The following is a 21,907-nucleotide window of genomic DNA, read 5'->3' as shown; positions in this document are numbered from 1 at the left end:
CTGGCCGTGGATGAGCCGGTTGTCGATGCGCATGTGCACGACGGCCACGAAGGCTCCCTCCCTCGGCGCCTCTCCCGACCCCGCCCCCGCCGGCCCCGCGGCCCGGCCGCCCTCACGAATCCTCTCCGCGCAGCCGGGCCGCCAGGTCGGCCACCCCGCTCCGTCCCGCCTCCAGGGCGACCTCGGCCAGTTCCCCGGGCGTGGCGCCCTCCCTGCGCAGGAGGACCTCCAGGAGCATGGGCAGGTTGACGCCGCAGACCACCGGCGTCCCCGCCAGGGCAGCGTAGCCGCTGGCGTTGGAGGGGCTCCCCCCCAGCATGTCGGCCAGGATGAGGCCACCCTCCACGCCCTCGGCGACGCGGGCGAGCGCGCTCTCGATCTCCCCGCGCAGCGCTTCGACATCGGCCGCCGGATCCATGCCCACGCTCTCCAGCCGCTCCTGCGGGCCCACGATCATCTCCGCCGCCGCCTTGAGAGCCGCCGCCAGCGGCCCGTGCGAAACCAGCACCACGCCCACCAAAGCCGCCCGCCCCCCGGCGCGGGGCGCGGCGCGGTCGCCCGCCACCGCGCCCCGCCGACGCTTTCCGACGACGCGCCTCAGAGCACGCCGATGGCGCTCAGGCCGAAGCCGACCACGAAGAGGATGACCATCACCCAGACCGGCGAGAGCTTCAGCCCGCGCAGCAGCCAGTAGGCGAAGGCGACCAGCAGCACCGGGATCAGGTAGGGCACGATCTGGTCCAGCACCGACTGGATCTTGACCACCTGCTCGGTCACCTTGCCCTGGACCGTCAGCTTGCGGGTGAACTCCAGCGGCGTCTGCACCTTGGCCATGATGCTGGGCACGAAGCCGCCGATGACCACCATGCCCATCATCGTCGCCAGGTCGGTGATACGGGTGACCAGGCCGCCTTCGGCCACCTGCGTGGCCAGGCCCACGCCCTCGCGGTAGCCCAGCCAGAAGAGGGGGATCATCAAGAGCGTCCAGAGCAGCCCGGAGAGGAACATGAGGAACGGGCCGCCCAGGCTGCCCGCCAGCCCCATGGAGGCAGCGAAGACGGCGATGATGGGCCGGTAGAGGATGGCCTGGATGGTGTCGCCGATGCCGGCCAGCGGCCCCATCAGCGCCACCTTCAGGCTGTCCACCACCTGGCCCTGCCTCTGCGCCTCCAGCGCCACGGTAGCGCCGAAGATGGGCGGCGACCCCACCTGCGGGTTTGTGTTGTAGAAGACCAGGTGCCGCTTCATGGCCGCGATACGCTCCTCGCGGCTCCTGTAGACCTTGTTGATGACCGGCAGCATCGAGTAGCAGTAGCCGAGCGCCTGCATGCGCTCGTAGTTCCACGACCACTGCAGGGTGATCAGGTGGCGCCACATGGCGCTGCGGAGGGTGGCCCGGTCCAGCTCCACGGGCCCCTCGCCGCCGGTCTCCGCGGGGCGGTTCTCCATGGGCTCAGACATCGGACTGCCCCCTCGGCTGAAGCATGTTGACGATGAAGCCGACGGCCACCGCCAGCACCGCGATGCCGATCACGGGCATCTTCAGGTAGGCGAAGAGGACGAAGCCCAGCAGCAGGAAGGGCCAGTACCTGCGCAGCGGCAGCTGCGAGAGCAGGAGCGCGAAGCCCAGCGCCGGCAGGATGCGGCCGGTGGTCATCATGCCGTTGGTGAACCAGGCGGGCAGCGAGTGGATCAGCGACTGGATCGGCCCGGCGCCCAGCCAGACCGCCAGAAAGACCGGGATCGCCCGCGTCAGGCCCCAGGGAATCTGGCCCAGGAAGTGCATCCAAGCCAGGCCGCGCTGGTTGCCCTCCTCGGCGTACCGGTCCGCCGCGTGGATGAAGAAGGTGGTGACCGCGCGGCCCAGCACGTCCATCTGCGTCATCAGCAGGGCGGTGGGGATGGCCACGGCCAGGCCCGCCGACATGCCCCCGCCCAGGGCGCCCACGGCGGTACCGATGATGGCGCCCGTCTGGAAGTCCGGGATGGTGGCGCCGCCGTACGTCCAGAGGCCCAGCGACATGAGCGTCAGCGTGGCGCCGATGGTCAGCCCGAGGGGCAGGTCGCCCACGATCATCCCCGTCACCGCACCCGCGATGAGCGCCTCCTGCCACCAGAGGCCGGGCCCGAGTTGCAGGACGATGCCGACGTAGGCCCAGAGAGCCAGGAGCGCCGCCACCCAGATCGAGTAACCCGCCATGCGATGCGTCCCTCCTTCCGGGACCGCGCGCCGTTCGCCGCCTGCGGCGCCGGCGCGCCCCGACGTTCCCCGACCGCTCGCCCTCTGCCCAGCCCCACCCCCTTCCGGTCCGGCCGCGCCGGCGGCCTCCGTCGTCCGCTCCCCGCGGCTAACCCTGCGGACGCCGCAGCTCCGCCTGGAAGCGGTAGCGGTCTCCGCGGTAGTATGACCGGACGAATTCCAGGGGAATGCCGTCCTGGTCGCGGGTCAGGCGCGTGATGCGCAGGATCGGCGCCCCCGGTCGCACCTGGAGCAGCCGCGCCACCTCGGGCGCGGCCAGCTCCGCCTCCAGCGTCTGCGTGGCGCTCAGCGGCCGCCGTCCCCAGCGCGAGGCCAGCAGCTCGTAGAGCGAGCCCTCCAGCTCCTCCCGCGCCAGCTCCTCCAGGCCGGGCAGGCGGCCCAGCGGCAGGTGGTTGACCTCCAGGGCCATGGGCGTCCCGTCGGCGAGGCGGAGGCGCTTCAGGCAGAGGACCCGTTCGCCCCGCCGCAGGCCGAGCAGGCGCTGGCTCTCGCCGTCTGGCAGGCGCGGCGCGCTCTCCAGCACGCGGCTGGACGGGCGCATGCCGAGCGCGCGCATGTCCTCGGTGAAGGAAGTGAGGCCCTCCAGCTGCTGCCGCACCTTCGCCTGCACCACGAAACTGCCCCGCCCCACCTGCCGCTCCGCCAGCCCCAGCTCCACCAGCTCCTCCAGCGCGCGCCGGCCGGTCATCCGGCTGACGCCGAAGCGCTCGGCCAGCTGCCGTTCCGAAGGAAGCCGCGCTCCCACCGGCAACTCGCCGTTCTGCACCGCCTCCAGCAGGCGCCGCAGGATCTGCTCGTGGTAGGGCCGCGCCGGATCCAGGGGGCCGTCCACCCGGCCCCTCCCCGGCCCCCGCGTCCCGTGGCCCCGACGGTCCGCCACGCCTTTCATCCGGCCGCGTCGCCCCCGACCCGATGGTCGCTGATGCAGTGTGGTATAGACCACTTTGTCGGTGGGTTTCGCCATCCGGTGGGGCTTTTCCTCCAGCGCCCGACAACGGCCGCCGCGGGCGGCGCTTCCTGGCGGCGGGACGCGCTTCCGCGCGGGAGGAGGGCCGGGGCGACCGTGGAAGAGGCGGCGCGAGGTGGTGACCATGCCCTACCCTGCCCTCGCCTTCCCGCCGGCCTCGGACTCGGTCACCGTGGCGGGCGAGGAGACGCCCCCGGAGGCGCGCCGCTTCCTGCACCTGCTGCGGCGGCTGCGCGCCGGGCTCTCCGCGGGCGGCCGCCTCCCCGGCGATCCCGCGGGCCGGGTGACGGTCGCCCCCGCTCTGGAACCCGTCCCCTCGCTCCTGGAGGCCCCGTCCGGGCAGATACGCCGCCTGGCCGCCTCCCTGGCCGCCTGCCACCGGAGCGTCGCCGGCGCCCCGGCCGTCCGCCGCCATCTCCTCCTCGGCTTCGCGCCCTCGGGCGGCGCCCTGGCACGGCTGGGCAACGCGGGACTGGCCGGTCTCGTGCAGGCCTGGGCCGCCCGCCTGGGGGCGCGCGGGGCGACCATCCACCTGCTCCTGCCCGGCGGGGAGGGGAGCGAGGCCGCCCTGGCGCGGCTGGCCGCCTTCCTGCTCTCGCCGCAGGCCGACTGGCTGACCGGCAGCGTGCAGGCGGCGCCGGGGGCGGCGCTGCCGCCCGGATCCCCGGGTGCGACGCCGGGCTGGCCGGCAGGCGCGGTTCCGCCCTCCGCCGGGGCGGAGGAGGTGCCCCCGCCCGAACCTGGTCGACGCGGGCGCGGCCACGTCTTCGTGGCCGCCGCCGGCAGCGACTTCGGACGCGCCGCCGCCCTCCTCTGGGCCTCTCGTCGCGCCTCGCTGGCGCTCTGCGACGACGCGCCCGACGAGGAGCTGACGGCGGCGGTCCGCCGCGCCGGGGGGATCCCGCTTCCGGTGCCGGCCGACCTGCGCAGCGCGGCCGCCGCCGAGGAAGCCCTGCATCGGGCCTGCCACCACTTCGGGCCGCTGGAGACCCTCCTGGTGGGGCTCCGGCGCCCCCCGGCCTCCGCCGCACCCGCCGGCGGCGCGGCAGGCGCCCCGACCTCCCTCGGCGAAGAGGCGGTCGAGGCCTGGTTTGAGCGGGAGCTGCTGGACGTCTGGCAGCTCTTGCGCCTGGCGGGAGCCTGCTTCGGACCGGAGGGCGGGGCCGTCGTCGTCGACGCCGGCGCCGCCTCCGCGCGCGAGGCCGCCGCGGAGCCCCTGGCGGCGGCGCTGGCGAGGGCGCGGGCGGCGCTGGTGGCGGAGCTGGCGGGCGAACTCCTCCCGGCCGGCATCCGCGTCAACGGAGTCGCCCGCAGCGGGCCGGCCGCGGCGCCGCCGCCCCGGGCGGGCACCGGCGGCGGGGCCGCACGCGGCACCGGCGCCGGAGGCCGGGCGCTCCTGCCGCGCCCGGTGCCGCCCCTGGAGGACGTGGCCGAGGTGGCGCGCTGGCTGGCCGGTCCGGAAGCGCCGCTGGCCGGCGCGGTCCTGGCGGTCGACGCGGGGGCCGCGGTGCCCTGAGGCCGAGGAGGCTGCCAGCCGGCTGCGGGAGGCGGGGTGGAGCATGCGTCCGATCCTCTTCCTGAGCGATCTCGGGAGCTCGGAGTACCCGGGCATCTGCCGGGCGGTGATGGCGGCGGTCGCCCCGGAGGCGCGCGTCATCGACCTGACCCACCACGTGCCCGCCTTCGACGTGGCCGCTGGCGCGCTGGCGGCGCTGGACGCGGCGCCCTACGCGCCGCCCGGCGCCGTCTGGCTGGCGGTGGTTGACCCCGGCGTGGGCGGCCGGCGGCGCGCGGTGGTGCTGCGCACCGGCCGCGGCGACCTGATGGTGGGCCCGGACAACGGCCTGCTCCTCCCCGCGGCGGCCGCGCTGGGTGGCGTCCGGGGCGCCTGGAGCCTGGAGAATCCGGCCTACCGGCTGGTTCGCCTCTCCTCCACCTTCCACGGGCGCGACCTCTTCGCCCCGGCGGCCGCCCACCTGGCCCGCGGCGTACCGCCCGAGGCCATGGGGCCGGAGCTGGAGGCGGCGGGCCTGGAGCCGGCGCTGCTGCCCGAGCCTCGCCTGGAGGCGGGAGCGGAGCCGCGGTTGCGGGCGGCGGTGGTGCTCTTCGACCCCTTCGGCTCGGCGCGGCTGCGGGCGCCGGCCCGGATGCTGGGGGAGCTCGGCGTCGTGCCGGGCGGGACGGTGCGGCTCGAGGCGGGCGGGCGAAGCTGGCGGCTGCCGGTGGGGCGCACCTACGCCGACGTCCCCGAAGGCGCGCCGCTGATCCTGGAAGACTCGTCCGGCGATATCCTGGTGGCGGTCCACCGCGGCAGCGCCCGGGAGCAGCTGGGGCTTGAGCGCGGCCAGGAGGTGGAAATCCGTCGGGGAGGCGTCTAGGGTGCCGCTTTTCCTCTTCCTGATCCTGCTGCTGGCGCTTCCCTGGCTCTTCTTCTCGCTCTTCGCCCAGCTTTCCGCCGCCTCGTTCAGCGCGCTGGGGCTCTCGCCAGCCCAGTCCTTCTGGCTCTTCGCCGGCTCGCTGGCGGGCAGCGTCGTCAACCTCCCGGTCTGGCGGCAGACGGTGGAGAGCCCCTGGCCGCCGGCCGGGCTGCGCTCGCTCTTCTTCTACTACCCGCCCGAGGTGCGCGAGCAGGTCGTCTACGTCAACGTGGGCGGCGCGCTGATCCCGGGCCTCTTCGCCCTGGGCCTCCTGGGCACGCGCGCGCCGCTCCTGCCGGCGCTGGTGGATGCGGCCGTGGTGACGCTGGTGGCCGAGCGGATCGCCCGGCCGCGGGCGGGCGTGGGGATCGTGCTGCCGCCCTTCATCCCGCCTCTGGTGGCGGTGGGAGTGGCCCTCCTGCTGGTGCGCGGCGCCGACGTCTCGCCGGTGGCCTACGTGGGCGGCGTGCTGGGCACGCTGGTCGGCGCGGACCTCCTCCACCTGCGCGACGTGGTCCGCGGGGAGGCCCTGGCTCTGAGCATCGGGGGCGCCGGCGTCTTCGACGGCATCTTTCTGGTGGGGATGGTGGCGGCGTTGCTGGGCGCGCTCGCCCAGGGCTAGCCCGGGCGGCGGCGCCGGCGGACGAAGCCGGGAAGGAATCGCCCGGACGGGTGGTCTCTCCCCTCGCCGGTCTTTCCCTAGCGTGGACGAGTGATGCCGGTTCCAAAGTACTGGAGAGGTCTCGCGGAGGACGGGCGGGAGGCGCGCTGGGCCCGGCGGCTGGGCCTCCGCGTCGTCTTCCAGCCCATCGTGGAGCTCGGCGGTGCGCGCGTCCACGGGTACGAGGCGCTCCTGCGGGGCCCCAGGGGAAGCGCCTGGGAGTCGCCCGAACGGCTCTTCACCACCGCCCGCGCGCTCGCCCTGGAGCGCCGCCTGGACACCCTGGCCTTGCGGCTGGCGCTGGCGACGTGGCACGAGCTGGAACCTCCTCCCCCGGCGGGGTCGCGCCTCTTTCTCAACGTGCGCGCCGGCACGCTCCTCCGTCCCGAGGCGTGGGAGCTGCTGCGGCGGGCCCGGCTCCCCGGCGACCGGCTGGTGTTGGAGCTCAGCGAGGCCGAGAGCCATCCGGCCGCGGTGGAGGCGGTGCTCCGCTGGCGCGAGGGGGAGTCGGAGGCCGAGGTGGCGGTGGACGACTTCGGCAGCGGCTACTCCAACCTTCTGCCGCTCATGCGGCTGCGGCCGGGCTACGTCAAGTTCGACCGGGCGCTGACCCGGCTGGTCGCGGGCGCGGCCGACGTCCGCCCGGTGATGGAGCGGCTCGTCGACCTGGTGCGGCAGCTGGGCGGCCGGCCCGTGGCCGAGGGGATCGAGCGCCCCGAGGAGCTGGAGCGGTTGCGGCAGCTGGGCATCGACTACGGCCAGGGCTGGCTGCTCGGGCGGCCGGCCGAGCGGCCGCCCGTCCCCGGCTAGGGAGGCTCGCTACTCGGCCACGGGCTCCAGGGCCACCATCTCCCGCGCCTCGGGGCCGCGCACCACCGCCCCCAGGTTGCGCCAGCCGGCCAGGGCGCGCTGGAAGCGCGGGTCGCGGAGCGCTTCCTCCAGCGAGGCGCGGTCCTGCCACTCCGACTCCACCAGGTAGGCGCGCGGCTCCTCCACCCCCCGGTAGAGGCGCGTCCCCCGGTGGCCGGCCATGCCGATGAGGATCTCCGAGACGCCCTTGCGGTAGGCCTCCTCGAAGCTGCGCTCCCTTCCCTGCTGCACCTGGTAGTGAAGCGTGATGACGGTCATCCTTCCCTCGCCTCCCGGAGGGTAGGATGCGCGCCCGCGGGCGCTGGCTTTCCGCGCTTGGGTCGGGGTCCGGAGAGGCCGGAGAATGGGTCGCGGGGGGATCCGCATGCGCAGGCTTCCTTCGCCCTGGGGCCCCGGGCGGCGAGCCGTCCGCCGGCGGGCGCTGCTGCTCGCCCTTCTCCTGCTGGCCACCGCCGGCTGCGCTCCGGCGGGCGCGCCCGCCGCCCGGCGCCCGGCGCCTGCGCCGGGCGCGGCCCCGCCGGCGGCGTCCGCCCCGCAGGTCGGGGCCACGGGCCTGGAGGGCGTTCCCGCCTTCTCGCACGTGCTGGTGGTGGTGATGGAGAACCAGCCGGCCTCGGCGCTCTTGGCGCCGGGCCGGACGCCGCAGCTGGAGCGCCTGATGCGCGGCGGTGCCACGGCCGTCCGCTACTACGCCGTCGCTCACCCCAGCCTGCCCAACTACCTCTTTTTGCTGGGCGGCAGCACCTTCGATGTGCGCAGCGACTGCTGGTTCTGCTATGTGGACGCCCCCAACCTGGTCGACCTGCTGGAGGCGGCGGGCATTTCTTGGAAGGCGTACATGGAAGGCCTGCCCTCCCCGGGCTGGCTCGGCCCCTGGTACCCGCCCGGCGACTACGCGGGCAAGCACGACCCCTTCCGCTATTTCCAGGACATCCGGCGCTCCCCGACGCGGTTGCGCCACCTGGTGGGCTTCGACCAGCTGCGGCAGGACCTCGCTACAGGCCGGCTGCCCGCCTTCGCCTTCATCGTGCCCGACCTCTGTCACGACGGGCACGACTGCCCGCTGGCGGAGGCCGACGCCTGGCTGGGCGGCTTCGTGCGGCAGGTGGAGGCCTCGCCCGCCTGGGACGCCCGTTCCGTCCTCTTCGTCCTCTGGGACGAGGGTTCCGGCGCCGACACCAGCGGTGCGCCGGGCCTCTCCCCCGGCGGCGGCCGGACGCTTCTGCTGGCCCTCTCGCCGCTGGCCCGCGCCGGCTACCGCTCGGACCTCCCCTTCTCCCACGCCTCGCTCCTGCGCACCGTGGAGGACGCCTGGCGCCTGCCCCGCCTGGGGGCGAGCGCCTCGCCGGCGGTCCGCCCGCTGGCGCCGCTCTTCCGGGATGCGGCGACGGCTGGCTCCGCCCGGTAGCGCCCCGCACCCTGCGCTTCCAGGCCGCTCTCGCGGCGGTCGGTGCGGCCCGCGAGGCGACGGCGAGGCGGGCCCATCGCTGGGCGGGCGGCGGAGCCGGCCTCGTCCGCCGCTGCCGGCGAGCCGGCAGGAGGATCGAAAGGCTAGAAAGGCCGGCCGTTCTAGCTCCCGGACGCCACCGCGCCGCCGATCGCCCGCGTCCTGCAGAGAAGCGCCACCGCGCACGCCCCGCAGTGGCGGAGCGCGTCCGCCGCCCGCGCCCCGGCCCCCGCCAGCGGGCGCCCCAGGCGGGCCAGGGAGAACGTGAAGAGGCGACGCCCCGAGCCGCCCCTCGCCTCCCGGGCGACGGCCCCCTGGCGGCCGTCTTCGGCCTCCTCGTCCGCCGCCGCCGGTTCCGGCACTCCGAGGAGCTCCCGGGCGGCCTCCGCCTCGCCTCCGGCGGCCGTCTCGCCGCCGCCCGGGCCCTCGTCCCGGCCGTCCCGGCCGGCGCCCGGCTTCAGCCCGATCTGGCGGGCGTGGTACTCGATGTCGGCGATCCAGCGCCCCACGATCTCCTTGCCATCGAGGCCGAGGACGCGCGCCTCCGCCTCCAGCTTGCCCTCGATGGCGTCGATGATCTCGATCAGCTCCTCCTCCATGCGCACCAGGCCGCGGCGCCGGTCCTCGTCCAGCCGGGGGAGCGCCCGCTTCAGGTAATGGTGGGCGAAGGCCTTGTGGCGCGACTCGTCCACCAGCACGGCCGACGAGATGCGGCCGAAGACGGCCTCGGGGCGGGCCTGGGCGAAGAGGCGGTAGAAGAGGCTGGAGTAGAGGTCCGAGATGAGGATGCCCCAGGCCCAGTCGAAGCGGTCCCCCTGGCGCAGGCGGTGATGGTAGCGGAGCATCTCCGGGATCTCGCGCAGCCGGGCGGGCTGCTCCCCCGCCCGCTGGTAGAAGCGGGTCAGGATCTCGAAGTGCCGGCCCTCGTCCGCGAGGAAGCTGGTCAGGTAGAGCTGGACGCTCGTCTCGTGCGCGCGGAACATCTGCGGCAGCGCCGCCGCCGCGCCCAGCATGGCCGACTGCTCCCCCAGGTAGACCGGCGTGAGGACGCGGGCCAGCGCCTGCATCTCGCGCCGGTCGAAGCCGCTGGGCGCCTCCCAGTCGAAGTCCAGCGAGGTGAGCTGGCTCTTCCTCGCCTTCTGGTAGAGGGTGAGAAAGACGTCCTCCTCCAGCCTGGGGAAGAGCTCGATCAACGCGCCTCCACCTCCTCCGCCTCTTCGGCCCGCCGCACCGCCCCCGAGCCGCGCTGGCCGCCGCGCTCGGTATGCGCCTGGACGAAGTTCTCGCTGGCCGGCACGGACATGGAGGCGGTGGCCGAGATCTCCAGCGCCAGGGCGGCGGCGGCCACGATCTGGGCCAGCCGGTAGACCGAGCCCGGGCCGGTGCAGCCCATCATCTCCAGGAAGGCTCGCTGGTGCGGCAGGCCCGTCCCGCCGCCCACGGTCCCCACCTCCAGGCCGGGGAAGCGGATGGAGACGTGCAGTCCGCCCTCCGCCTCCTCGGCGGTGGCGTGCGCCATGGAGCTGGTCCCCACCATGCCCAGGTCTTGGCCGGTGGCGGCGAAGAGCGCCGCCACTACCGAGGCGGGGGTGAAGGCCATGGACTGCATGCCGCTGGCGATGGTCCCGTGCATGCCCGCCAGGCCCAGGCGCATCATCCGCCGCGCGTCGGTGTGGAGGAGGCGGCGCAGGACGCGCTCGGGCAGCGTCGCCTCGGCGAGCACGGTCTTGCCGCGCCCTTCCTGGAAGTAGAGGAAGCTGGGCTTCTTGTCGCCGCCCATGTTGCTCTCCAGGACGAACTCCTCGGGCGGGGCGCCCTCCGTCGCCGGGTAGCGGGGCAGGATGTAGTGCTGAGCCAGCAGGAAGGCGTTGCGGGTGATCATGTTCGGCCCGCAGGCGTCGCCCGTGGTGAAGCGCAGGAGGACGTGGCAGTAGGCGCCGACCACGTGCGTCCGCACCTCGCGCAGCACCGCGTGGCGGCTGACCAGCGGCTTCCCGCCCAGGCGGAGGCCGGAGGCGGCGGTCCGCCCGGCGGCGGTCGCCTCCAGCCAGGCCGCCATGCTCGGCGCCTCCGCCTCCACCCAGCGGGCGAAGGCGATGGCGTCGGCCGAGCTGCGGAAGAAGAAGCAGGTGTCGCGCGTGATCCGGTCCTCCAGGACGTAGGTGCGGACGCCGCCCGCGGCGGCGAGGGCGATGGCGCCGCGCTGGAGGCTGGCGGCCAACCCGCCCTCGGTCTGGGCAAGCGGGACCCAGACGGGCTCGCGCCTCCGGGCCGGCTCGCGCAGCCGTCCCTCGCCGTCCAGCTCGTAGGCGCCCATCTCCACGTCCAGCGGCCCGACCACGCTGACCGGGATGGTCACCTGGGCCGTCAGGCACTCCACCGCCTCGGCCCAGCCCTCGCGCCGCTCGGGCAGCCGGAAGATCGCCTCCCGGGCGCCGGCGTCGCGCCAGGTCAGCCTCTCGCGCAGCAGCGCCTGCCGCTCGGCGATCTCCTCCGGCCCGTTCCTGCGGGGCCAGCGCAACGCCTCGTTCATGCGCCGACCCGCCCGCGGAGGAGGGAGGGGTCGGGGTAGGTGGCCCCCTGCTCGATCAGCGCGCGCGCCTGGGGGATGGCGTCCCAGACGTTCCAGTCGAGCACGCCCACCACCCGTCCCCCGTCGAGGTAGTAGACGACGCCCTCGCGGAGCGGCTCCTTCCAGTCGGCGAAGGTCTGCAGGCGGGAGTCGAGGAGGCCCACCGCCTCGTAGCCCGTCTCGAACATGTCGGAGTAGAAAAAGGGCAGGTAGTCGTAGGGCTCCAGCCCCTCGCCGTCCTCGCGGCCGGCGCCCGGCGCGCGGCCCGTCGCCGCCAGCGCCATGTTCCTCCCCGCCAGCCGCCCCTGCGCGTTGGCGTTCTCCTCGTGCTCCACGCGCAACTTCCGCCCCTCGCCCAGGGCGGGTGCGGGGAAGCGCGCGCAGTCGCCGGCGGCGAAGACGCCCGGGCGGCTCGTCCTCAGGAAGCGGTCCACCACGATCCCGTCCTCCACCGCCAGGCCGGCGCCCCGCGCCAGCTCCTCCTCGGGCGCGATGCCCAGCCCGGCCACCACCGCGCCCGCGCTCAGCCGCTCGCCGTTCCGGCTCCTCACCTCCAGCAGCTCGCCGCGGCGGGCGATCTCCACCGGCACGTCGCCGGTCAGGAGGCGGACCCCCTTCTCCTCGTAGAGGCGGTTGACCTCCCGCCCCAGCTCGGGCGGGAGCAGGCGCTCCAGGATGGTGGTCTCGGGGAAGATCATGCTCACCCGCTTCCCCTGCATGGCCAGCGCCGCCGCCACCTCGGCGCCGATGAAGCCGCCGCCGACGACGACGAACTCGCCCTCCACCGCCGCCTTCCAGCGGAGCTGCAGGTAGTCCTCCAGGGTGCGGAAGTAGATCAGCTCGCCGGCCCGCGCAGCCTCCTCGCCGAAGGGAAGCCGCTTGGGCCGGCCCCCCACGGCCAGAAGGCATTGCTCGTACCCCCAGGCGTTGCCGTCGGCGTCGGTCACCCGCCTCTCGGCCGGGTCGAGCGCCACGATGCGCACGCCCAGGTGCTCCTCCACGCCGGCCGGGCGGACCGGCTTCCGCCAGCTCTGCTCCAGGCGCTCGCCCTTCCAGAGGCCCTTGGAAAGCGGCGGCCGGTCGTACGGCGGGAAGCGCTCCTCGGAGAAGAGGCCGACGGAGCCCTCCTCGTCCACCTCGCGGATCCCGTCGACGGCCGCGTCGGCGGTCATGCCGCCGCCCACGATCAGGTACCGGTACGTCTTCATGGACGACCTCCCCGCGGGGGAACCCCCCGCTTCCTCCAGTCTACCGATGGTGGCGGTCGCGTCCAGTTTGCCCTGTGGGAATTGGCGGAAGGTGGACAGCGGAGGCCGTGACCGCTCTCTCCGCAAGCCGCTCCGGAGTGCGGGCTCGGGGGGGCCTCCTCCCCCGGCGGGTGGCGCCGATGGCTTCTAGTGGAGCGTCTTCAGGTAGGCAATTAGCGCGTTGACCTCGTCGGGGGTCAGCTGCCAGCGCGGCATGACCGGATCGAGCGGCTTTCCTTCCGCGTCCAGGCCCTGCGTCACTGCGCGAGCGATCAGCGCGTCGGTGTAGCGCATCCCCCGCCTCCCGTCGGCTTCCAGCATGCCGCGGGGATCGGTCAGGTTTCCGTACGTGATGTCGGGCGCGGTGAACATCATCGTCCTCCTCCCGCGCCCGTCGGGCCCGTGGCAGGAGGCGCAGCTGAGCGCTCCGCCCATCATCATGGGAAGCCCGCCGCTGCGGGCGATCGGCCTTCCGTCGGCGCCGATCCCCTGCTGGAAGATCTGCTCGCCCAGCGCCACCTGGGCGGAGGGCGCCGGCCCCTGCCCGGGCCCGCCGGCGCGGAGGCCGCCGACGAGCCCCGCGCCCGCGAAGGCCAGCGCCGCCACACCGAGGAGGAGCAGGGGCGGGGCCCCGGCCATGCCCCGCCTCCGGCGGAGGAAGCCGGCCGCCAGAGCCGCCACCCCCGCCACCGCCAGAAGCGTCAACAGCAGGTCGTTCAAGGTCTCGCCTCCGGGGTCAGCGCCGCGACCGCCATACCCTGCCGCCGGAACCGGCGCATGGGATCGAAGCGGCGCAGGAAGGTCGAGTTGGTGGTGACCGAGACGGAGCTGAGCGCCATGGCCGCCCCCGCGATCAGCGGGTTGAGGAGGCCCAGCGCCGCCACGGGGATGCCCAGCGTGTTGTAGACCAGCGCCCAGAAGAGGTTCTGGTAGATCTTCCCGATCGTCGCCCGGCTCAGGTCGACGGCCGCCACCACGCCGCGCAGGTCGCCCGACATCAGGGTGACGTCGGCCGCCTCGATGGCCACGTCGGTGCCGGTGCCGATGGCCATGCCCACGTCCGCCGTCGCCAGGGCGGGTGCGTCGTTGATCCCGTCGCCCACCATGCCCACCCGGAGCCCCTTCGCCTGCAGCTCCTGGACCGCCTCGGCCTTCTTCTCGGGCAGCACCTCGGCCAGCACGTTCTCCAGCGGGATGCCCACCTGCCGGGCGATGGCCTCGGCGGTCCGCCGGTTGTCGCCGGTGATCATGTAGACGCGGATCCCCATCCGCTGGAGCTCACGGACCGCCTCGGCGCTTCCTGCCTTGACCGTGTCGGCGACGGCGATCAGGCCCAGCACCCGCTCCTCGTCGGCCAGGATCATGGCGGTCTTGCCCTCACCCTCGAGCCGCTCCAGCTCGGCGGCCAGCGGGCCGAGGTCGATGCCGGCCTCCGCCATCAGCCGCCGGTTGCCCAGCCGGTAGAGGCGGCCTTCCACATGGCCGACCACACCCTGCCCGGGAATCGCCTGGAAGCCGGCCACCTCCTCCGGCGCGAGCCCCTCGGCCAGCGCCCGGTCGACGACGGCCTGCGCCAGCGGGTGCTCGGAGTTCCGCTCCAGCGCCAGCGCCAACCCAAGCAGCTCGCGGACCTCCACTCCCTCGGCGGGGAGCAGGTCGGTCACCGACGGCTTCCCCTGGGTGATGGTGCCCGTCTTGTCGAGCACCACCGCGTTCAGCCGCCCCGCCCGCTCCAGGTGCTCGCCGCCCTTGAAGAGGATCCCGGCCTGGGCGCCCCGGCCGGTGCCCACCATGATGGCGGTGGGCGTCGCCAGCCCGAGCGCGCAGGGGCAGGCGATGACCACCACGGCCACGCTGCTCAGCAGCGCGGCCGTCACGTCGCCCGTGCTGAAGAACCAGGCCAGGAAGGTGAGCACCGCCGCGCCGAGGACCGAGGGGACGAAGTAGTTGGAGATCACGTCCGCCAGCCGCTGGATCGGCGCCCGGGAGCCCTGCGCCTCCTCCACCACGCGCACGATCTGGGCGAGCGCGGTGTCGCGCCCCACCTTGGTCGCGCGGAACTTGAAGGTACCGGTCTTGTTGATCGTGGCGCCGACCACCTCGTCGCCCTCGCGCTTCTCCTTCGGCAGCGACTCGCCGGTCAACATCGACTCGTCGACGGCCGAGTAGCCCTCGACCACCACGCCGTCGACCGGGATCTTCTCCCCCGGGCGGACGATGACGATGTCGCCCACCTGCACCTCTTCGACGGGGAGATCCACCTCTCGGCCGTCTCGGAGGACGCGCGCGGTCTTGGCCTGGAGGCTGAGGAGCGCCTGGATGGCGGCGGAGGTCCGCCCCTTGGCGATGGCCTCGAGCAGCTTGCCGACGATCACCAGCGTGATCAGGATGGCGCTGACCTCGAAGTAGAAGCCGGTCCGGGCGACGGCCGCGTCGAAGAGCCCGACGACGCTGTAGCCGTAGGCGGCACTCGTCCCCACCGCCACCAGCACCGCCATGTTGGCGTTCAGGTGCTTCAGGTTGTAGTAGGCGTCGCGGTAGAAAGTCCAGCCGGGCCCGAACTGGACGATACTGGCCAGCGCCCACTGGAGCCAGGGGTTGCCGAGCAGGCGCATCCAGGGCTGATCCTCCACGCCCAGCGCGTGGCCGATCATGGCCAGGAGGAGCGGCGCCGAGAAGAGCGCGCCGATCCAGAGCAGGCGCCGCCAGCGGCGGATCTCCCGCTCCTGGACGCTCTCGCCCTCGCCCGCCGCGCCCGGCTCGGTCACCGGGCGGGCGTCGTACCCCACCTCGCGGATGGCACGCACCATCTCCTCGGGCGAGACCGCCGACGGGCTGTACTCGACGTAGGCGGTGTTGCTCGCCAGGTTGACGCGTGCGTCGACGATGCCGGGCAGCGAGCGCAGCGCCTCCTCGTTGGTCCGGACGCAGGTGGAGCAGGTCATGCCCTCGATCTCCAGCTTCACCTTGGCCGTGCGCACGTCGTAGCCGCGGTCGCGGACGGCCGCGATCATCGCCGGTACGTCAACCTTCTGCGGGTCGTAGACCACGCTCGCTTTCTCCGTGGCCAGGTTGACGTGCACCGAGTGCGTCCCGGGCAGCTCCTCCAGCCCCTCGGTGATGGTGGCCACGCACATGGCGCAGGTCATGCCCTCGATGTCCAGCGTCACCCGGGCGAGGCCTTCGCCCTGCCCGCCCTCGTCGCCGCCCGGGGCCTTCCGCAGCCGGAACTCCGTCGCCAAAGTCTCTCACCCGCCCTCGCCGCGCGTCGCGCCTCCGGTCCTCCCGGACAGAGCGTCCCGCGCTTCGCCCGATACCTACCCCCATGCCGTATCGGGTATCTCCAGCATAGCCCTGCGGCCCGGGCTCGGCAACGGCCGCGCAGCGGGCCGACCGCTCAGCCGGAGCCGCCCAGGCGAACCGCCCAGACGCCGGGCTGCCCCTCCGCCCGGCCCGCCGGCCCGCGCGGCGGGCCGGCGAAGAGGAAGCCGCTCCCGTCGGGCAGCGGCCAGGCCTCCCCGCCGCCGAAGGGGAGTCGCCGGGCCCGCCCCGCCAGATCGACCAGCCAGTAGAGCCGTCCGCCGGCCGCGCTCCCGCCGCCGGTCTCCACCAGGAGGAGCGGGCGCCCCGGCAACCAGTGGAGAGCCGCCACCGCGGCCGCGCCGCCCGCCCCCGCCGCGCCGGCCGGCGGGCGCCAGAGAGGCCGCTGACGGTGCCGCCTGGCGTCGTAGAGGCGGAGGTCGAAGCCGCCTTCCCCGCCGCCCGCCGGCGCCGCCCAGGCCAGCCAGCGGCCATCCGCCGACCAGGCGAAGGCCGCCGCCCCGGCCAGCGGGCCCAGCGTCTCCGCCTCCGGGCCGGAGCCCCGCCCGGCCGGCGTCAGCGTCACCCGCTCCAGCCGCCCCGCCCGCGCCAGCGCCACCTGGCGCCCGTCGGGAGCCAGGCGGAAGCGCTCCGCGCCGCGCAGCAAGCCGGGCCGGCGGCTGCGGCTCTCCGTCACCGGGTCGGCCATCTCCAGGTCGCCCGCCAGCGGCCAGGCCACCCATCCGCCGGCGGTCACCTGCACCTGCGCCGGCGCGTCGGTCGTCCCCAGCGTCTCCTGGCCGCCGCCGGGAAGGCGGTAGACCACCTGGAAGCTTTCCCCCCGCGACCGCAGGCCGACGATACCCAGGCCGCCCCGGTACCAGAAGGCGGCGCGCCAGCCGCGCGCCACGAAGCGGGGTGCCGCGCGGGCGCCGCTTCCTTCCTGGACGTAGACGTCGCCGGCGGGCGTCACCCAGAGGGCGCTCCCGTCGCGCGCCAGGTCGAGCGGCCCGGGGAAGGGGGCGATCCGCGCCGGCTCGAGCGGCCGCGACGGCAGCGGCCGGACCGCGGGCCCGCCGGCGGCGGGGGCGGGCAGGCCGCAGGCTCCGGCCAGGACGGCCGCCAGGAGGAGCGCCGGCAGAAGGGGTGGGCGGCGCGCCGCGGCGCCGCTCACGGGAGCCCCTCTCCCGGGCGGCCGGCGACGACGGTGCCCAGGACGCCGCCGCGAGCCGGGACGGGATCGCGGAGCGGGTCGAAGGCGAGCAGCGTCAGGTCGGCGGCGAAACCGGGCACGAGGCGTCCGAAGCGGTCCTCCAGTCCCGCCGCCCAGGCCCCGCCCTCGGTGTAGAGGGAGAAGGCCTCCGCCCGGGTGAGCGCTTCCTCGGGCCGCCAGGGCGCGCCGTCTCCCGCCCGCGGGCGGCGCACCGCCGCCTCGACGGCGGCCAGCGGGTCGAGGCTCTCCACCGGCGCGTCGGAGCCGCCGGCCAGGCGGACGCCGGCGTCGAGGAGGCTCCTCCAGGCATAGGCCGCGCCCAGCCGCTCCGCGCCGAGGCGGGCCTCCGCCCAGGCCGAGTCCGTCGCCACGAAGCCCGGCTGGATGTCGAGCACCAGCTCCTCCCGCGCCAGGCGGGGCAGCTGGTCGGGGCGGAGCACCTGGGCGTGGACGATGCGGAAGCGCGGCCGCGGGCGGCCTCGGGCGGCCGCCAGGGCCGGCCGCGCCCGCTCCAGCGCGGCCAGGGCGGCGTCGACGGCCGCGTCGCCGATGGCATGGACCACCGGCGGCAGGCCCAGCCGGGCCGCCTCCGCGGCGCGCTCCGCCAGGAGCCCGGGCGGCATGGCGGCGAGGCCGCTCCATCCGGGCGCGTCGGCGTAGGGCCGGCCGAGCCAGGCCGTCCGCCCGCCCAGCGCCCCGTCGGCGAAGAACTTGACGCCCGCCACCCAGAGGGCCTCGTCGCCGCTCCCCAGGGTGAGGCCCTCGGCGGCGATCCGCTCCAGCGCCTCCTGGCGGAGGAGGAGGGCGAGGCGGAGCGGCGGCGCGGAGGCGGCGCGGCCCTCCGGCGCTCCGAGCGCCCGGCGCCAGAGCTCCAGCAGGCGCCGCGGCGACTCGAGTCCGGCAGCGCCCAGCGCGCCCAAGTCCTCGCTGTGCACCTGCGTCAAGCCGAGCTCCCGCGCGCGGCGGAGCGCCCAGCGCATCGCCCGCAGCACCCGTTCCTCGGAGGGCGGCGGGAGGAGGGCGCGCACCCGCTCCAGGGCGGCGTCCCAGACCGTGCCCAGCGGCCGGCCGTGCGCGTCGCGGTCGACCCGGCCGCCCGGCGGGTCGCCGGAGCTCCCGGCCAGGCCGCTCCGCCGGAGCGCCTCGCCGTTGAGGACGGCGCCGTGACCGCAGACCCGCTCCAGGACCACCGGGCGGTCGGCCACGGCGCGGTCCAGCTCCTCCGCCCGCGGCAGGCGCCGCTCCGGCCAGCGGCTCTCGTCCCAGCCGCGGCCCGTGATCCAGGGGAGCTCCGGATGCTCCGCGGCGTAGCGGCGCAGGCGGCTCTCCAGCTCCTCCGGCGAGCGGCTGTCGGAGAGGTCCAGCTCCTGCGCGGCCAGGCCCAGCGCCAGCAGGTGGGCGTGGCTGTCGATCAGGCCGGGCAGGAGCCAGGCGCCCTCCAGGTCGACCACCTCGGTGCGCGGCCCGCGCAGGCCCAGCACCTCCCCGGCCGGCCCCGCGGCCAGGATCCGCCCGCCGGCCACGGCCAGCGCCGCCGGAGCCTCCGCCGCCGGCCGGTGGGCGGGCGCCGCCGCGGTGCGCGCCTGCCCCGGGTCCACCAGGCGGGCGCCGGTGAAGATCCGCTCCGCCTCAACCGTTCCCATCGCCCCCGCCGGCGGCCAGAGCGGCCACGGCGCGGCGCAGCACCTTGCCCGTGGGGCCCAGCGGCAGCTCCGGCACGAAGCGGTAGAGGCGCGGCCGCTTGTAGTCCGCCAGGTGCTCGCGGCAGAGCGCCTCCAGCTCGGCCTGCACCTGCTCGGCCGGACGGGCGGTCTCCGCGCGCAGCTGGACGAAGGCGGCCACGGCCTGGCCGCGCCGCTCGTCGGGCAGGCCGACCACGGCGGCGAAGGCGACGTCGGGATGGCGGGCCAGCACCTCCTCCACCTCGGAAGGGTAGACCTTCTCGCCGCTGGTGATGATCCGGTCCGACTTCCTGTCGACCATGTAGAGAAGGCCCGTGGCCGGATCGCGGTAGCCCAGGTCGCCCACGCCCAGGTAGTCGCCGTGCCGGGCGGCCGCCGTCGCCTCGGGGTTCCGGAAGTAGCCCAGCATGTTGCAGGGGCTCTTCACCACCAGCTCGCCGATCTGGCCGTCGGGAAGCTCGCGCCCCTCCTCGTCGATCACGCGCACGTCGTAGAGGAGGAGCGGGTAGCCGATGGAGCCGACGGGGCCGCCGGCGCGGTGGCGCAGCACGCTGACCGCGCCCAGCTCGCTGGCCCCGTAGACGTCGTAGAGCCGCGCCTCGGGGAAGTCGCGGATCAGCCGGTCGCGCAGGCTGCCGGGCAGCGGCGCCGAGCTGGTCATGAGGATGCGCAGCGTGTCCGTGCGCAGCGCGCCCTTTTCCGCCAGGTCGGCCAGGTAGCTGAGCATGGTGGGGACGAACATGGAGTAGGTGACGCCGTTCCGGTTGATCTCCTCGGCCACGCGCACCGGGTGGAACTGGGCGTGGGGGTAGATGACGCAGGTGGCGCCCACCGCCAGCGTCAAGGAAGAGAACCAGATGGAGTTGACGTGGAAGAGCGGCATCAGGAGCATGCCCACGTCGTCGGCGCTCACCCCCACCTCGCTGAGCAGGACGAAGGCGATGAAGAGCGCCCGCTTCTGGCTCTGGACCACGCCCTTGGGCTCCCCCGTGGTGCCCGAGGTGTAGACGATGAACCAGGGTGCGTCGTCGTCCACCTCGACGCCCGGGTCGGCGGGGCTGGCCGCGGCCAGCGCCTCCTCGTAGGCCTCGCCCGCCCCCCGCTCCCCCTCGCCCGTCACCAGAAGCGGCACCGGCGGCAGCAGCCGGTCCGCCCCCCGCGCCAGCACGGCAGCGTCGGCGACGACGGCCGAGGGCTCGGCGTTGGCCAGGATGCGGGCCATCTCCGCCGGCGCCAGGCGCAGGTTGACCGGCGCCGCCACCGCGCCCAGGCGCGCGCAGGCGAAGAGCAGCTCCACCATCTCCGGCACGTTGGGCAGGAAGGCGGCGACGCGGTCGCCCCGGCCGACGCCGCGGGCGGCCAGGGCGTGGGCCAGGCGGTTGACGCGCTCGTCCAGCTCGGCGAAGGTGAGCCGCCGCTCGCCGTAGACCAGCGCCGTCTTCTGGCGGTAGCGGACGGCGTTGGTGCGAAGCGCCGCACCCAGCGTGAACATGGATCGCGACCTCCTCTCGCGGGTCCCGAGCTGCGGAATTCGTCCGCGCGGAGGGCGCTCCCTGCCCGGGCGCCCGCGAGCCGCGCCGGCGCGCCCTAGCGGAGCCAGGCGAGCCCCAGCGCCAGCACGGTGCCGGAGAGGAGGAGGCGGAGCGGCAGGAGGGGCAGGCGCGCGGCGAGGCGGCCGCCCAGCCAGACGCCGGGCAGCGAGCCGGCCAGGAGCGCCGCGACCAGCCCGGGCCGGACGTCGCCGGCCAGCCCGTGGGCGAGCGTGGCCGCCGCCCCCACCAGCAGCCCGGCGGCCAGGTCGGTGCCCACCACCTGGCGCGGGCCCAGCAGGCTGCCGGCCAGGAGGAGCGGGGCCACCAGGCTGCCCGCGCCCACCGAGGTGAGCCCCACCAGCAGCCCGACCAGCGCGCCCAGGAGGCCCAGCGCCCGCGGGGCGGCAGGCGGCGCGGGCGCGCCCGCGGCCGGCGCCGGAGCGGCCGGCGACCGCCGCGGACGGAGGAGGCGCGCCAGGGTGACGGCCGCGCTCAGCACCAGCGCCAGCCCCAGCAGGCGGTGGAGGAGCGGCATGGCGGCGGGCCGTGCGGCCAGCCGGACGGCCCACCAGGAGCCGAGCAGGGCGCCCGGCACGCCCGGCAGCGCCAGCCGCAGCGCCCAGCCCCAGGCCACCTCGCCGCGGCGGAGGTAGTGGAAGAGGCCGGCCAGCTTGGTCAGCGTGCCCGCCAGCAGGTCCGAGCCCACCGCCGCCGGCAGCGGGACGCCCAGGAGCAGGAGGGCCGGCGTCAGCACCGCCCCTCCCCCGATCCCCGTCAGGCCGACCAGCAGGCCGGCCAGGAAGCCGGCCAGCACCGTCGCCATGGCGCGCCTCCCCCCGCGGCGCCCTCTGACGCCGCGCCCCGTCGCCTGCCTCGCTATGCCGCGGGCGGCCGCCGGCGTGCGCGTCCCGCGCCCGCGGGGCGGTAGAATGGCGCCACCGGGGGCCGCCCCCGCCGGGGGGGCCGGCGGCCCGGGAGGCGGCGTTGCCCGGCGGCTGGGAGGTGTACGGCATTGCGTTCCACGACCTGCGCCTCTGGGAGCCGATCGCGCTGGGGGAAGGGCTGAGCGCCACGGCGGTGGAGGCGACCCACGCGCGGGGCGAGACCTGCGTGAACTATCTGCTGGAGCGGGATGGACGGCGGCTGCTTCAGGGCCACGACACCGGCTGGTGGCCGGAGGTGACGTGGGAGTTTCTTGCCACGTGGCCGCTCGACGTGGTGCTGCTCGACTGCACCCACGGCCCGCGCCCGGCAAGCCCCGGCCACTTGAACGTCGAGGGCGTCGTCGCAGCGCGCGAGGCGCTGGCCAAGGCAGGTGCGTTGGCGGACGGAGCGCGGGTTATCGCCACGCACTTCTCCCACAACGGCGGCTGGCTGCACGCACAACTGCAGCACTATTTTGCGCCGCACGGGATCGAGGTCGCCTACGACGGCATGGCGCTCGACTTTTGAGGAAGCAATGGTTCGCGTCGGAGTGATCGGAGTTGGCCGGATCGGCCAGACGCACGCGCGCTGCTATCAGCAGGACGCCTTGAGCGAGCTGGTCTGCGTCTGTGACCTGGCCCCGGAGCGGGCGCAGGAGGTCGCGCGGCGCTTTGGCGTCCGCGCCTACTCCAGCATCGCCCAGATGCTGGCGCGGGAGAAGCTGGACGCCGTCAGCGTGGCCACAGGCGGCTTCGAGGGCGGCGGGGACCATTACGAGCCGGTGATGCGCTGCCTGGAGGCGGGCGTTCACGTCT

The 21,907-nt window shown here is 75.3% G+C and carries 19 protein-coding genes and 1 pseudogene; 7 read left to right on the top strand and 13 right to left on the bottom strand.

Translation table 11 applies throughout. The features are described from left to right. Positions 1–112: 112 nt before the first annotated feature. The 3 genes and pseudogenes from K6U79_06330 to K6U79_06320 all read right to left on the bottom strand — a co-directional run bounded on the left by K6U79_06330 (position 113) and on the right by K6U79_06320 (position 3,149). Positions 113–520, bottom strand: a complete 408-nt coding sequence (locus tag K6U79_06330) for a PTS mannose transporter subunit IIC (protein MCL6521979.1) — start codon at positions 518–520, stop codon at positions 113–115. Between the two features lie 77 nt (positions 521–597). Next, positions 598–2,200 (bottom strand): annotated as a pseudogene (locus K6U79_06325) (PTS system mannose/fructose/sorbose family transporter subunit IID). A 148-nt stretch (positions 2,201–2,348) separates the two neighbouring features. Continuing rightward, positions 2,349–3,149: a GntR family transcriptional regulator gene (locus K6U79_06320; GenBank protein ID MCL6521978.1), complete on the bottom strand. Its 801-nt coding sequence runs from the start codon at positions 3,147–3,149 to the stop codon at positions 2,349–2,351. Between the two features lie 193 nt (positions 3,150–3,342). Here K6U79_06320 and K6U79_06315 point away from each other — a divergent pair, with 193 nt between their 5' ends. The 4 genes from K6U79_06315 (at position 3,343) to K6U79_06300 (ending at position 7,115) form a co-directional block, all read left to right on the top strand. Continuing rightward, positions 3,343–4,743, top strand: coding sequence for an SDR family oxidoreductase (locus tag K6U79_06315; GenBank protein ID MCL6521977.1), 1,401 nt, complete (start codon positions 3,343–3,345; stop codon positions 4,741–4,743). A 43-nt stretch (positions 4,744–4,786) separates the two neighbouring features. Continuing rightward, positions 4,787–5,605, top strand: a complete 819-nt coding sequence (locus K6U79_06310; GenBank protein ID MCL6521976.1) for an SAM-dependent chlorinase/fluorinase — start codon at positions 4,787–4,789, stop codon at positions 5,603–5,605. 1 nt (position 5,606) lies between these two features. Beyond that, a complete protein-coding gene (locus K6U79_06305) occupies positions 5,607–6,266 on the top strand; it encodes a DUF1614 domain-containing protein (GenBank protein ID MCL6521975.1) in 660 nt (219 codons plus the stop codon). A gap of 93 nt (positions 6,267–6,359) precedes the next feature. Further along, complete coding sequence (locus K6U79_06300) at positions 6,360–7,115, top strand: EAL domain-containing protein (GenBank protein ID MCL6521974.1); 756 nt, start codon at positions 6,360–6,362, stop codon at positions 7,113–7,115. A gap of 9 nt (positions 7,116–7,124) precedes the next feature. Here K6U79_06300 and K6U79_06295 read toward each other — a convergent pair whose 3' ends face one another. After that, entirely contained in the window at positions 7,125–7,433 is a 309-nt protein-coding gene (locus K6U79_06295; protein ID MCL6521973.1) for an antibiotic biosynthesis monooxygenase, read from the bottom strand. 85 nt (positions 7,434–7,518) lie between these two features. Between K6U79_06295 and K6U79_06290 the strand changes: the two genes are divergently transcribed. Beyond that, positions 7,519–8,583 (top strand): alkaline phosphatase family protein, encoded by a 1,065-nt coding sequence (locus K6U79_06290; GenBank protein ID MCL6521972.1) that lies wholly within the window; start codon positions 7,519–7,521, stop codon positions 8,581–8,583. 161 nt (positions 8,584–8,744) lie between these two features. Here the strand turns inward: K6U79_06290 and K6U79_06285 are convergent, their stop codons facing one another. From K6U79_06285 to K6U79_06245, 9 genes are all read right to left on the bottom strand, one after another. Next, positions 8,745–9,815, bottom strand: coding sequence for a hypothetical protein (locus K6U79_06285; protein MCL6521971.1), 1,071 nt, complete (start codon positions 9,813–9,815; stop codon positions 8,745–8,747). Then, a complete protein-coding gene (locus K6U79_06280) occupies positions 9,812–11,155 on the bottom strand; it encodes a 3-hydroxy-3-methylglutaryl-CoA reductase (protein ID MCL6521970.1) in 1,344 nt (447 codons plus the stop codon). The genes K6U79_06285 and K6U79_06280 overlap by 4 nt, the downstream gene beginning before the upstream one ends. Continuing rightward, positions 11,152–12,402, bottom strand: coding sequence for an FAD-dependent oxidoreductase (locus tag K6U79_06275; protein ID MCL6521969.1), 1,251 nt, complete (start codon positions 12,400–12,402; stop codon positions 11,152–11,154). Before K6U79_06275 ends, K6U79_06280 begins: the two co-directional genes overlap by 4 nt. A 186-nt stretch (positions 12,403–12,588) precedes the next feature. Beyond that, a complete protein-coding gene (locus K6U79_06270) occupies positions 12,589–13,161 on the bottom strand; it encodes a cytochrome c (GenBank protein ID MCL6521968.1) in 573 nt (190 codons plus the stop codon). After that, positions 13,158–15,683 carry a heavy metal translocating P-type ATPase gene (locus K6U79_06265; GenBank protein MCL6521967.1) on the bottom strand — a complete coding sequence of 842 codons (2,526 nt, stop codon included), beginning with the start codon at positions 15,681–15,683 and terminating at the stop codon, positions 13,158–13,160. The genes K6U79_06270 and K6U79_06265 overlap by 4 nt, the downstream gene beginning before the upstream one ends. Positions 15,684–15,838: 155 nt before the next feature. Next, positions 15,839–16,915 carry a hypothetical protein gene (locus K6U79_06260; protein MCL6521966.1) on the bottom strand — a complete coding sequence of 359 codons (1,077 nt, stop codon included), beginning with the start codon at positions 16,913–16,915 and terminating at the stop codon, positions 15,839–15,841. Next, positions 16,912–18,597, bottom strand: coding sequence for an amidohydrolase (locus K6U79_06255; protein MCL6521965.1), 1,686 nt, complete (start codon positions 18,595–18,597; stop codon positions 16,912–16,914). The genes K6U79_06260 and K6U79_06255 overlap by 4 nt, the downstream gene beginning before the upstream one ends. Next, positions 18,584–20,128, bottom strand: coding sequence for an acyl--CoA ligase (locus K6U79_06250; GenBank protein MCL6521964.1), 1,545 nt, complete (start codon positions 20,126–20,128; stop codon positions 18,584–18,586). The genes K6U79_06255 and K6U79_06250 overlap by 14 nt, the downstream gene beginning before the upstream one ends. Positions 20,129–20,223: 95 nt before the next feature. Further along, entirely contained in the window at positions 20,224–20,991 is a 768-nt protein-coding gene (locus tag K6U79_06245) for a sulfite exporter TauE/SafE family protein (GenBank protein MCL6521963.1), read from the bottom strand. 161 nt (positions 20,992–21,152) lie between these two features. Here K6U79_06245 and K6U79_06240 point away from each other — a divergent pair, with 161 nt between their 5' ends. Both K6U79_06240 and K6U79_06235 read left to right on the top strand, forming a co-directional pair. Then, positions 21,153–21,620, top strand: a complete 468-nt coding sequence (locus K6U79_06240; GenBank protein MCL6521962.1) for a hypothetical protein — start codon at positions 21,153–21,155, stop codon at positions 21,618–21,620. A 7-nt stretch (positions 21,621–21,627) separates the two neighbouring features. Next, positions 21,628–21,907: Gfo/Idh/MocA family oxidoreductase (locus K6U79_06235; protein MCL6521961.1), on the top strand; the 280-nt coding region annotated here is incomplete at its 3' end.

The organism is Bacillota bacterium, from assembly GCA_023511835.1.
Taxonomy (GTDB): Bacteria; Bacillota; Sulfobacillia; order JAIMAT01; family JAIMAT01; genus JAIMAT01.
The sequence above is the reverse complement of the archived record's forward strand: the minus strand, read 5'-3'. Positions and strand labels throughout refer to the sequence as shown.

Bases quoted from the DNA above. Each gene is read 5' to 3' on its own strand.
- K6U79_06320 (MCL6521978.1), bottom strand. From the start codon at position 3,149: ATGAAAGGCGTGGCGGACCGTCGGGGCCACGGGACGCGGGGGCCGGGG.
- K6U79_06310 (MCL6521976.1), top strand. From the start codon at position 4,787: ATGCGTCCGATCCTCTTCCTGAGCGATCTCGGGAGCTCGGAGTACCCG.
- K6U79_06300 (MCL6521974.1), top strand. From the start codon at position 6,360: ATGCCGGTTCCAAAGTACTGGAGAGGTCTCGCGGAGGACGGGCGGGAG.
- K6U79_06295 (MCL6521973.1), bottom strand. From the start codon at position 7,433: ATGACCGTCATCACGCTTCACTACCAGGTGCAGCAGGGAAGGGAGCGC.
- K6U79_06290 (MCL6521972.1), top strand. From the start codon at position 7,519: ATGGGTCGCGGGGGGATCCGCATGCGCAGGCTTCCTTCGCCCTGGGGC.
- K6U79_06280 (MCL6521970.1), bottom strand. From the start codon at position 11,155: ATGAACGAGGCGTTGCGCTGGCCCCGCAGGAACGGGCCGGAGGAGATC.
- K6U79_06275 (MCL6521969.1), bottom strand. From the start codon at position 12,402: ATGAAGACGTACCGGTACCTGATCGTGGGCGGCGGCATGACCGCCGAC.
- K6U79_06255 (MCL6521965.1), bottom strand. From the start codon at position 18,597: ATGGGAACGGTTGAGGCGGAGCGGATCTTCACCGGCGCCCGCCTGGTG.
- K6U79_06250 (MCL6521964.1), bottom strand. From the start codon at position 20,128: ATGTTCACGCTGGGTGCGGCGCTTCGCACCAACGCCGTCCGCTACCGC.
- K6U79_06245 (MCL6521963.1), bottom strand. From the start codon at position 20,991: ATGGCGACGGTGCTGGCCGGCTTCCTGGCCGGCCTGCTGGTCGGCCTG.